9 protein-coding genes and 1 pseudogene are annotated in these 10,339 nt (G+C 72.5%); 7 read left to right on the forward strand and 3 right to left on the reverse strand.

What is annotated here, in order from left to right; translation table 11 throughout:
• Window positions 1–346: 346 nt before the first annotated feature.
• On the reverse strand, window positions 347–1,168 hold the full coding sequence (locus AB0N63_RS34880) for a VWA domain-containing protein (protein ID WP_365535770.1): 822 nt from the start codon (window positions 1,166–1,168) through the stop codon (window positions 347–349).
• Between the two features lie 538 nt (window positions 1,169–1,706).
• Between AB0N63_RS34880 and AB0N63_RS34885 the strand changes: the two genes are divergently transcribed.
• Window positions 1,707–2,954, forward strand: a complete 1,248-nt coding sequence (locus tag AB0N63_RS34885; protein ID WP_365535772.1) for an acyl-CoA dehydrogenase family protein — start codon at window positions 1,707–1,709, stop codon at window positions 2,952–2,954.
• A 147-nt stretch (window positions 2,955–3,101) separates the two neighbouring features.
• Here AB0N63_RS34885 and AB0N63_RS34890 read toward each other — a convergent pair whose 3' ends face one another.
• A complete protein-coding gene (locus AB0N63_RS34890) occupies window positions 3,102–3,968 on the reverse strand; it encodes an alpha/beta hydrolase (protein ID WP_365535775.1) in 867 nt (288 codons plus the stop codon).
• 104 nt (window positions 3,969–4,072) lie between these two features.
• Here AB0N63_RS34890 and AB0N63_RS34895 point away from each other — a divergent pair, with 104 nt between their 5' ends.
• The 3 genes and pseudogenes from AB0N63_RS34895 to AB0N63_RS34905 form a co-directional block, all read left to right on the forward strand.
• Complete coding sequence (locus AB0N63_RS34895; RefSeq protein WP_365535777.1) at window positions 4,073–4,552, forward strand: CGNR zinc finger domain-containing protein; 480 nt, start codon at window positions 4,073–4,075, stop codon at window positions 4,550–4,552.
• 340 nt (window positions 4,553–4,892) lie between these two features.
• Window positions 4,893–5,099 carry a DUF6417 family protein gene (locus AB0N63_RS34900; protein ID WP_365535780.1) on the forward strand — a complete coding sequence of 69 codons (207 nt, stop codon included), beginning with the start codon at window positions 4,893–4,895 and terminating at the stop codon, window positions 5,097–5,099.
• 46 nt (window positions 5,100–5,145) lie between these two features.
• Window positions 5,146–5,349 (forward strand): annotated as a pseudogene (locus AB0N63_RS34905) (hypothetical protein); the annotation flags it as partial.
• Window positions 5,350–5,438: 89 nt separating this feature from the next.
• On the opposite strand, the gene AB0N63_RS34910 reads toward AB0N63_RS34905, so the two are convergent.
• On the reverse strand, window positions 5,439–5,849 hold the full coding sequence (locus tag AB0N63_RS34910) for a RidA family protein (RefSeq protein WP_365535783.1): 411 nt from the start codon (window positions 5,847–5,849) through the stop codon (window positions 5,439–5,441).
• Between the two features lie 491 nt (window positions 5,850–6,340).
• Between AB0N63_RS34910 and AB0N63_RS34915 the strand changes: the two genes are divergently transcribed.
• From AB0N63_RS34915 to AB0N63_RS34925, 3 genes are all read left to right on the forward strand, one after another.
• Window positions 6,341–6,862, forward strand: coding sequence for a GNAT family N-acetyltransferase (locus tag AB0N63_RS34915; RefSeq protein WP_365535786.1), 522 nt, complete (start codon window positions 6,341–6,343; stop codon window positions 6,860–6,862).
• Between the two features lie 845 nt (window positions 6,863–7,707).
• Complete coding sequence (locus AB0N63_RS34920) at window positions 7,708–9,123, forward strand: DEAD/DEAH box helicase (protein ID WP_365535789.1); 1,416 nt, start codon at window positions 7,708–7,710, stop codon at window positions 9,121–9,123.
• Between the two features lie 592 nt (window positions 9,124–9,715).
• Window positions 9,716–10,138 carry an SRPBCC family protein gene (locus tag AB0N63_RS34925; protein WP_365535791.1) on the forward strand — a complete coding sequence of 141 codons (423 nt, stop codon included), beginning with the start codon at window positions 9,716–9,718 and terminating at the stop codon, window positions 10,136–10,138.
• Window positions 10,139–10,339 lie beyond the last annotated feature (201 nt).

Consider the following 10,339-nt stretch of genomic DNA (forward strand, 5'->3'; position numbering starts at 1 on the left):
TGCGACGGCCGTGCCGGCGAGGCGCGGGAGGAACACCGGGCGAACCTGCGGCCTTTGTGCGGCGATGACTTCAAGCGTCCGCCAGAGCAGCTGGCTTCCCGAAGCCGGCCGCCGCCGGGACCCGCCGAGTGTGCGGTGAGCGGCCCGCCACCGGCTTCCGGTGGGGAAGTCCCGTTCCCCTTGCAGGATCGCGGGGGTCGCGCGTACCGGGCGGCCGAAGGCCGAGTCGATTCCGGCGGATGCGGAACGGGCCGCGCTGCGGGGACGGGTGCGGCGCCGTTCCACGCCTGGGCCCACGCCGGTTCCGCACCGCCGGTCGCGACGACGGTCCAGGAACGGCATCGGGTCAGCGGCCGAACAGCCTCGCCCAGAGCCCCTGGCGCGGCGCAGTGGAAGCCGGGGCGTCCCGAAGGGCCGGTCCCAGGTCCGCGGCGACCTGAGCGCCCGGACCTGCCGGCACGATGCCCTGAGCGCGGGCGGCGGCGAGCCATGTGGGGAACTCGGAGAGCATCAGGTCGTACAGCTCGGCGTCGGACACCTTCCGGGCATCGCGCTCCACGGCGAAGAACCCCGCGTTGTCGATGGGGCGTTTCTCCGGAACCGCCAGCCGGTCCAGTTTGCGCAAGAAGCGGAACTGGTCGCTGCTTCGGCTGCCGAAGCCGATGAACTGCCAGAAGATGGGAAGCGTCGCGGCCTCGCACAGGCGCTTTTCCGCCGCGCTCCTGCTGTTGGGCGCACCGTCCGTCTGGAAGAGGACCAGGGCCGGGGCCGTGGAGCCGCTCTCGCGGTAGTGGCGGATGACGGCGTCCATCGCCTTGTGGTAGTTGGTGCCGCCCATGCTGCCGAGACCCGCGACGATCCGGTCGATCCGGCCCTCGTGGTCCTCCAGCGCGATCTCGGTCAGGGAGTCGACGCCGCTGGAGAAGAAGACGACCGGCACGGTCCCGTCGTCGTCCAGATGGGCCGACAGCCCCAACACCCGGTCGGCGAGCGCCTGAACGCTGCCGTCCTGGTAGGAGGGCAGCATGGAGTAGGAGTAGTCGATCACCAGGTAGACGGCGACGGCCTCACCGCTCAGGCCTCGGGACTCCACCGAGGCACCGGCCGTCTTGTACAGACTCACCAGCGCGGGTGCGCTCTGTTCGACCTTGCTCAGACTCACGACCATGCGCCGCTCGACCTTTCCGACAGTACCCGGACGACGCCGGCTTCCGGGAGCACGTGATCCTCGATGCGCCCACGACACTGTCCGCCGGGAGGGGGGCCGGTGGCAAGTCCCGGCGCCACCGCGACCGTGCGACCGATGCGGCGCTTCGACGGCCCGGCGGAAGGCGCCCGGGCCGCGCCGTCGCGGCCGGCCGCGTGCGGCGGTCACGGGACGAGTGCCGTCCCGCCGCAGCAGGCCGACGCGCAGGCGTGTGCGGGCCGGTGGCGCCGCGGGGTGAGCAGGCCGCCGCGCCGCCGACCGCCTGCCCGTCCGCGCGCCGCTCCGGCCCCGCTGCGGCCGGCCCTGACCGGCCGCACACGGGATGGCCCCCGCGATGTGACGGACAGGGTGCGCCCCCGCAGGTTTCCGGCGGAGGATCCCGGCCACGCTAGTTGCCGTCCGCAGTGATCGTCCGGGCCGCGTCGGCCTCCCCCGCGGGTCGGCAAGACCGGTCGGGAGGACGCGCGGACCGTCGCAGCCCGACCCGGAAGGGGTTGTCATGACCGAGCACTCCCAGTCCGCCCACGCGCACGACGTCGGCGCCCGGCCCGGCGTGCGGATCCACCAGGCCGATCCGGCAGCCGTCGAGGCGGACTTCTTCCACATCGGCGAGCTGGTGCCGCCCGAGGACCGGGAACGGCTCGCCGCCGTCCGCGACTGGGCCCGCACGAACGTCGCGCCCATCGCCGACGAGTACTGGGAACGCGGTGAGTTCCCCCACCAGCTGATCGCACAGCTCCCGGAACTGGACATCGCCGGGCTCCAGTTCAGCGGCTACGGCGCACCCGGCAGGGGCGCGCTGGTCGCCGGCCTCGTCAGCATGGAACTCGCCCGCGTCGATCCCTCGTTCGCCACTTTCCACGGCGTGCACAGCGGACTCGGCATCGCCGCGATCATGCAGTGCGGCAGCGAGGAACAGAAGCAGCGCTGGATCCCCGCCATGCTGCGCTGGGAGAAGCTGGCCGCCTTCGCCCTCACCGAGCCCGACGTCGGCTCCGGCACCGCGCGCGGCCTGACCACCACCGCCCGCCGCGAGGGCGACACCTGGATACTCAACGGGCGCAAGAAGTGGATCGGCAACGCCACCTTCGCCGACCTCGTGGTGGTCTGGGCCAAGGACGAGGCCGACGGCGAGGTCAAGGGCTTCGTCGTCGAGAAGGGCACCCCCGGCTTCACCCCGCACCGCATCCAGGGCAAGGTCTCGCTGCGCAGTGTGCAGAACGCGGAGATCGACCTGCGCGACGTCCGGGTCCCCGGGACCGACCGGCTCCAGGAGGCCCGCTCCTTCAAGGACACCGCCAAGGTGCTGCGCTCCACCCGGCTCGGCGTCTCCTGGAAAGCGGTCGGCTGCGCCATGGGCGCCTACGAGGCGGCCCGCGCCTACGCCCTGGAACGTGAGCAGTTCGGCAAGCCGATCGCGGCCTTCCAACTCGTCCAGGACCAACTGGCCCGCATGCTCGCCGACATCACCGCCTGCCAGGCCATGAACGTGCGGGCGGCCCAGCTCCAGGACGCCGGCCGGCTCACCGACCAGCAGGCGTCGATGGCCAAGATGTTCAGCACCAGCCGCGTCCGCGAAGTCGTCGCGCACGCCCGGGAGATACTCGGCGGCAACGGCATCCTGCTCGACCACGAGGTGGCCCGGTTCTGGGCGGACGCCGAGGCGCTCTACTCCTACGAGGGCACCCGGGACATGAACGCCCTCATCGTCGGCCGCGCCGCCACCGGCATCAGCGCCTTCGTCTGACGCCGTTCCCGACCGGCGGCCTCCCGGTCAGGGGACTCGGCCGGTGCGGCGCACCGAGGTGGTGCGGAACGTCCGAGAGCGGGTGGCCCGCGTGACCGGGCCGGCCGGCCCGGCGCCCAGCGGGTCTGGGTGTGCCCGGCTGTGCTCTCAGGCCAGCACCCGCCCGAGGAAGCCGCGCAGGTAGCCCGCGACGACGTCCAGGTGGCTCTCCAGCAGGAAGTGACCACCGTCGATGAGGTGCACCTCGGCATCCTTGGCGTCGCGGGCGAAGGCCCGCGCGCCGTCCGGACCGAAGATCTCGTCGTTGCGACCCCACACGGCGAGCACCGGGACCTCGCTGGTGCGCAGGAACTCGTGCAGCAGCGGGTAGAGCGGGCGGTTGTTGTGGTAGTCGCGGAACAGCGCCAGCTGGATCTCGTCGTTCCCCTCGCGGGAGACGAGGGCGAAGTCGTGCTCCCAGGTGTCCGGGCTGACCAGACTCGGGTCCGGCACGCCGTGCAGGTACTGCCAACGGATGGCGTCGATGCCGAGCGCGGCGCGGACGGCGGGTTCGGTGGCGGGGCCGGGGTCCGCGCCGTAGGCCCAGACGTCGGTCCAGAACGACTCGACGAAGCCGTCCTCGTAGCCGTTGCCGTTCTGGGTGACGAGGGCGGAGATCCGGTCGGGGTGCCTGAGTGCGAGGCGCCATCCGATGGGCGCGCCGTAGTCCTGGACGTAGAGGGCGTAGCGGTCCAGGCCCAGTTGGTCGAGGAGCTGGGAGGTGAGGTCGGCGAGGGCGTCGAAGGTGTAGGTGAACTCCTCCGCGCGAGGGGCGGCGGAGTGACCGAAGCCGAGGTGGTCCGGTGCGATGACGTGGTAGTCGTCGGCCAGCAGCGGGATGAGTCCGCGGAACATGAACGAGCTGGTCGGGTAGCCGTGCAGCAGGACGATCGTGGGGGCGTCGACGGGGCCGGCCTCGCGGTAGAAGATCCGTTGACCGCCGACGGTGGCGGTCCGGTGGTGCACCGAGCTCATTTCTAACCCCTTTACATCAATGATGTGGTTAGTTTTCCGCCATGCAAGCATGCGGTGAGATAACCTGTCAAATGATTCAGTCAGGTTAGAGGGAGTGGTGCCCGATGAACGCGCTGCTGGACCTGCTCAACAGCAGGCCACTGGTCGACGGCGAGGAGCAGGACGCGCTCGGCGACCCGACCGGGGGCAGGCGCTGGGCGCGGGAGCACGGCGGCGAAGGCAGCCTCACGGAACTGGCGCTGCTGCGCGAGGCTCGGGACGCCCTGCAGAAGATCGTGCGCGGAGAATGCACACCGGCCGTGCTGAGTCCGCTGCTCGAAGGGGTCCACCAGACCCCGGCAATCACGTCGGACGGTCTTCAGTGGACCCTCAGGACGCCCCCGCACGCCCGGCTGGCCGTCGAGGTGGTCCTCGCCTGGGCCGCGACCGAAGAGCGACTGCCCGGCCGACTGCGCCCCTGCGCCAACGCCGAATGCCGGCTGTTCCTGCTCGACCGCAGCCGCGCCAACCGCGCCCGCTGGTGCTCCATGGCCGTCTGCGGCAACCGTGAGAAGGCGCGCCGCCACTACGCACGCACCCGCTGACCCGCCCCCGCGCAGCCCCGTGCGTACCGGATCGCGCCGGCGACCTCGAGAACATCCGCGCCCAGCACCCCGGCAGGGCGCCGCAGGACGGCACGCGTGATCCGGGCTCGGGGCGGACGGCCGCAGCCGGTCGTACGCGTTCCGGGCGCATGCGTGGAGTGCTCGGATCCGGTCCGCAACGCCCCGAGGCCCGCACCGAGCCCTGGAGGTCGGCAGCCGCGGGGACGCGACGGGAGCCGGCGGCATCGGGACACCCCTTGGGGCCGAACAGCGCAGGTGTCTCCCATCCCCTGGGCTGACGCGTGTGTGACCGCGAGCGCTCCGGGTACGTTGCCCGGTCATGGAAGACGACGACCTCTTCGTGCTCCAGGAGCTCGCCCTCGCGCCGGCGCGGGCCACCGCGCGGCGCCTGGCCGCGCTCACTCTTGAGGAGGCGCACGACCTGTTGCGGCTACTGCTGACGGTGCCCGGTGACGGCGAGCCGCTGTCGGACGAGGCGGGCCGGCTGGCCAAGGAGATCGCCGCTCGGGTCCCTTCCCAGAACTGATCCCGGGACGGCTGCCGCGGTCGGCGCATGGTCGGACAGGCCGAGGGTGTGCAGCCGGGCGGCGGGCCGGCGGCGGCTGCGGCGGGCAGGCCGCCGGCGAGCGGGCGGCCCAGCTCCGTGTGGCCGAAGAGCGGCGGGGCGAGAACCGTGTGCAGGTCGCCTTCGCCGCCCCGTCCCGCCCACGGGCCTGGCGGGGGAGGCGGAGCGGCGGCTGGTCGCACGGGGCGCGAGTGTCGTCGCCGAGCACAGTGTTCCGGGCCTCACCTGGACCGCGCTGCGGGACCCGGCCGGGAACGAGTTCCGCGTCCTCCACTCAGCACGGTGTGTCGGATCAGAGGTTCAGCCGGGCAGCGCCGCGGTGAGGTCCACCTCGACGAGTTGTCCCGTGAAGCCGAGTTGCGCGACACCCAACAGCGTGCTGGCCGTGGTGAACGCCGGGCCGAGGGCCGAGTCGGTGAGCCGACGCCAGGCGGTGCCCAGAACGTCTCTGTCGTCGCTCCGTACGTAGATCACCGAGCGCACCACGTGGTGCGGCCCGGCATCCACCGCGGCCAAGGCGGCGAGCGCGTTCTCGACGACCTGGTCGACTTGCGCCTCGAGTGATCCGGACCCGACGAGCGAACCGCTCCGGTCGAGCGGGCACTGCCCGGCCAGGTAGGCCGTACGGCCGGTCTCCACCACGGTGATGTGGTGATAGCCAGGTGTCTCATGGAGTTGCCCGGGGTTGATACGAGTGATTTCCGCAGTCATGCGCGTGAGTCTGACCGGCATTCCGCCGGCGCGCATCGCAATTTGCCGACAGCCGGATCGACGATCACCACGGAGCACCCTGCGCGCGAGCGGTCAGGACGCGTGACCACGGATCGCCCCGGGCTCACTCGGCGGCCGCCAGGGACGACCGGTAGGGCTTGCGCCTCTGAGCGGCACCGGCGTCCCGGCTCGGACAACCCGCACGGACACCCCGGGGTCACCAGAGCCAGTGGCTCGCCACCGTCCAGCGGCCGTCCGCATGCGCGCACCTGGGGCAGCGGACGGTCGGCCGTCCGTACGCCGTGTGCTCTTGGTGCCCGTCGATCCGCTCATCAAGGCGGTGAGCCATCGAGAGAGCGGATCCGGGGACCTCTCGCGTGACATGGCCGATCGGGACCAGGGTGAGCGGTTCCGGGCCAGGGTGCGCGGACACCTGCCCGAGCGGCCGGCCCGCCGCAGGAGGGCGCTGCGTGGTGCGCAATACTCTCCCGATGAGTTCACGCGCTTCCCGGAGCAGCCGGCCGGTCATGATACGCCGGGCCGTCACGCGGGATGCCAGACGGCTGACCCGGCTCGTGCGTGGCTCAGCCGCCTACGAGGGCAAGTACGCGGCCGCGGTCGCCGACTACCGGGTCGGTCCTGACTACATCGAGGCCCACCGCGCCTTCGTAGCCGTCGACGCCGACGAGGCCGCGGGCCGGGTTCTCGGTTTCTACTCGCTCGTCCTCGCTCCGCCGGAGCTCGACCTGCTGTTCGTCGCCGACGAAGCGCAAGGACGGGGAATCGGGCGGCTGCTCGTCGCGCACATGCGGTCCGAGGCCCGTGCCGCCGGGCTCCGCCGCGTCAAGGTCGTGTCGCATCCTCCCGCCGAGGGCTTCTACCACCGTGTAGGTGCGGTGCGGAGCGGAACCGCCCTCGCGAACCCGCCCGCCGTGCCGTGGGACCGCCCCGAATTCGAGTTCCGCATCTCCCCGGAACGGGGCGGTGTTCCTCCGGTGAGGACATCAGCCTGATCGGGATGCCCGGAGGTGAGGCAGCCGATGCACCGCCGACGGGCGAGGCCGCCGCGGGAACGCGCCGCCGTCGCGCGGCTCAGCCGCTGCCGCGGCACTGGAACCGCAGGCCCGGGGCGGACGGTGCGTGATCGGTGCGCCCGGCCGGGCCGCAGCCGGGCAGATCGCCGCCGCGGGCCCCGCCGTGCCGGGCGCCCAGGTACGCCTCGTCCCGGCCTGTGGGCCCGGCCCGGCCGAGGTCCGTCCTCCGCCGCCGTACATCACCGCGTCGGCCCGGGCGGGGCCGGCCGGGTGGACGTGCCGGCGGTCCCGCTGGGCGCCGACTGGGCCCCGGAGACGGTGGCCGCCCGGGCGGTGGCCGGCCGTCGGACCGGCCACGAGAGGGTGGGCTCCCTGCGGGAGCCGGGGAGCGGCCGTTCACGCCGCGGGCGGGGGGCCGTCGGCCGCATCCCCCTCCGGTTCGCACCAGCGGGCCGGGTGCGCCGCGACGTCGGGGGGAGGGCCGGGCGGCCCGGCTCGCGGTCTCCGGCGAGTGCGCCGGCCGTAGGGTCCGGCTGGCCGTCCCGTGCGGACACCTGCCCGCCGGCGGGGCCGGGGCGGGCGGCGCTCGGTCCGGCCCCGTCCGCCGGCGACCGCGCGCAGTCTGCCGTGGAACCCTTGCGCCGTGCCGGGGCATCGGCGCGGCAGGGCGATGGGATGTCCGGGGCGTTGTCATGCCTTGTGCTAACGTGACTTTTTTGCGGGGTCGCCACGGTGGGCGATCTCGTCCGTTCAGTTCCGCTTCCGCGTGGGCTGTTCCATGCTGCCGGGCCTTCCTCGGTACGTTCCCCTGCGGAAGGCTGTTCATGAAGCATCGCGACGACTCCCGTATCGCGCACGGCGGTCCCACGCAAACCGCGACCACGAGTCCGGCGCCGCCCGTGGCCGTCACTTTCGCCGGTCTGGGACTGCCGGTGGAGGTGCTGCGAACACTCAGCGGACTCGGGGTGCGCGAACCCTTCCCGATCCAGGCCGCCGCACTGCCCGATGCCCTGGAGGGGCGCGACGTCCTGGGGCGCGGGCGCACCGGATCGGGCAAGACGCTCGCCTTCGGTCTGCCGCTGCTGACCCGTACGGCCGGCCGGCGCGCCGAACCGAAGCAGCCCCTCGCTCTCATTCTCGTGCCGACCCGGGAACTGGCCCAACAGGTCACCGAGGCGCTGGCGCCGTACGCCGAGGCACTGCGACTGCGGATGGCCACGGTCGTCGGCGGCTTGTCGATCGGCCGGCAGGTCGCCGCGCTGCGCCAGGGAGCCGAGGTGGTCGTCGCGACCCCCGGGCGCCTGCACGACCTGATCGAGCGCAACGCCTGCCGCCTGGCACGGGTGAGGATCACGGTGCTGGACGAGGCCGACCAGATGTGCGACCTGGGATTCCTGCCGCAGGTTGTCGACCTGCTCGACCAGGTGCGCCCCGACGGTCAGCGGATGCTCTTCTCGGCCACCCTCGACCGTGACGTCGACCAGCTCGTCCAGCGATACCTCCACGAGCCCGCCGTCCACTCCGTCGATCCCTCCGCGGGCACCGCCGCGATGATGCAGCACCACGTTCTGGTCGTCCACGGCCCCGACCGCTACGCCGTCGTCACGGAGATCGCCGCCCGCGACGGCCGCGCCCTGCTGTTCCTCGACACCAAGCACGCCGTCGACCAGCTCACCCGGCATCTACGGGCCAGCGGGGTGCACGCGGGAGCCCTGCACAGCGGCAAGTCCCAGCCCCAGCGCACACGAACGCTCGCACAGTTCAAGAGAGGCCAGATCACCGTTCTGGTGGCGACCGATGTCGCGGCCCGTGGCCTGCACATCGACGACCTCGATCTCGTGGTCAACGTGGACCCGCCCACCGACCCCAAGGACTACGCGCACCGGGCCGGCCGCACAGCGCGAGCCGGTGGGTCCGGCAGCGTGGTCACGCTCGTGCTGGCGGCCCAGCGCCGCGAGACGAGTCGCATGCTGGCCGGGGCCGGCATCGAGCCGACCGTCACCAAGGTGCGCTCGGGCGAGGCGGAGCTGAGCCGGATCACCGGCGCCAAGACTCCGGCCGGCATCCCGCTCGACGGCGGCCCCGCCGTTCCCCGGTCCAAGAACGCCAACGCTCCCTTCCGCGGCCTCGGCACCACCAAGGACCCCGCTCGCGGCACCGGCGGCAAGTCCCGCAAGGCCGGCGAGGCTCGTAAGCTCGCCGAGGCCCGCAAGGCCGCCCTCGTGCGTCGCAACGGCTGAAGGCCGTCGGCCCGGCGGCGACCGCAGAGCCTGTGAGCACGGGTGGTTCGGACTCGGCCGGTCGCCGAGACGTCCCCTCCGGCACCGGACAGAGGCGGCGACAGGTGCGCGCGCCGCGCGGCCCGGCCGCGGCCGGCCGTCGTTCGGGCGGCGGAGCGGAAGCGGTGTCATGGCTGTCGTGGAGACATCGTGGAGGTCGGCCGCGGGAGTCCTGTGCTGTGGCCCCGGCGCTCACGCCTCGCGAGGCAGGGCACGGTAGGCGATGAGGTACCGAGCTCCTGATCGTCGGTCTTGGCGGTGCGCCGGCCGTCAGGCGCGCTGCGAAAGGGCAGGAGCCCCGCTGTCGGCAGTGGCATGCCGGCTGCCACGTTCCCGCGCGCTTCCGGCCTGGCCGGCCCGCGCGCCGGATGCCCCCCGCGCCGACGAACTGCCGCATCACCCACGTTACTTCGGAGCTCACTGCTCTCCGAGGATCTACGCGCGCCCAGGGGTGGAGCAGACGCGGATCCTGCCGGCTGGGACCTCTGCCCGGAGTGTCGGACGCTGTACCGTACGGAGCGCCGATTCCCGCGAGTCGCGGAGGTGCTCGTCGATGCAGTGGATGACCCGGGTCGATGTCGAAGCGTCGCCGGAAGCCTTGTGGAAGGTCGTCGCGGACGTGGAACGCTGGCCGGAGTTCGTTGTCACCATGCGGCGCGTCGAGCGCATCGACGGCAAGGAGTTGGGGCTGGGCTCGCTGGTGCGGATCGCTCAGCCACGCATGCCGGCGCTGACGTGGCGGATCACCTCGTGGACACCCGGTCGGTCCTTCACCTGGCAGTCCACGTCCGGCGGTGTGACGACGACCGGCACTCATGTCGTCGCCCCTCGAGGCCGCTTCAGCGTCATGACCCTGAATCTCGGCCAATCCGGATTCGCAGCACCACTCGTCGGCCTGCTGACGGGTCGACAGACGCGACGATACGTCGAGATCGAGGCGGCGAGCATGAAGTCGCGTGCCGAGGGACTGGGTTGATCTCAGGTCCCGCCGATCGACACGCTGAGTCTGCAACGTTGTCGAGCGGCTCCGACAGCGACCGTCGACCTGCTGCGATCTCCCGGGCTCACCTGCCCCCTTCGCCCGGCCGTGGGGGACGACGGCCTTCAGGCCGCGGGGATCGGGCCGCGGGGTGAGGGTCGTCGTGCGGTGGCCGGCCGTCCTCGGACGTCGAGAAGC

Origin of the sequence: Streptomyces sp. NPDC093260, from assembly GCF_040683715.1 — a bacterium.
GTDB lineage: Bacteria > Actinomycetota > Actinomycetes > Streptomycetales > Streptomycetaceae > Streptomyces > Streptomyces sennicomposti.

What these genes read in the sequence shown, in the direction of transcription:
- AB0N63_RS34925 (WP_365535791.1), top strand. Translation starts at nt 9,716, where the DNA reads ATGCAGTGGATGACCCGGGTCGATGTCGAAGCGTCGCCGGAAGCCTTG.
- AB0N63_RS34885 (WP_365535772.1), top strand. Translation starts at nt 1,707, where the DNA reads ATGACCGAGCACTCCCAGTCCGCCCACGCGCACGACGTCGGCGCCCGG.
- AB0N63_RS34890 (WP_365535775.1), bottom strand. Translation starts at nt 3,968, where the DNA reads ATGAGCTCGGTGCACCACCGGACCGCCACCGTCGGCGGTCAACGGATC.
- AB0N63_RS34895 (WP_365535777.1), top strand. Translation starts at nt 4,073, where the DNA reads ATGAACGCGCTGCTGGACCTGCTCAACAGCAGGCCACTGGTCGACGGC.
- AB0N63_RS34880 (WP_365535770.1), bottom strand. Translation starts at nt 1,168, where the DNA reads ATGGTCGTGAGTCTGAGCAAGGTCGAACAGAGCGCACCCGCGCTGGTG.
- AB0N63_RS34900 (WP_365535780.1), top strand. Translation starts at nt 4,893, where the DNA reads ATGGAAGACGACGACCTCTTCGTGCTCCAGGAGCTCGCCCTCGCGCCG.
- AB0N63_RS34920 (WP_365535789.1), top strand. Translation starts at nt 7,708, where the DNA reads ATGAAGCATCGCGACGACTCCCGTATCGCGCACGGCGGTCCCACGCAA.
- AB0N63_RS34915 (WP_365535786.1), top strand. Translation starts at nt 6,341, where the DNA reads ATGAGTTCACGCGCTTCCCGGAGCAGCCGGCCGGTCATGATACGCCGG.
- AB0N63_RS34910 (WP_365535783.1), bottom strand. Translation starts at nt 5,849, where the DNA reads ATGACTGCGGAAATCACTCGTATCAACCCCGGGCAACTCCATGAGACA.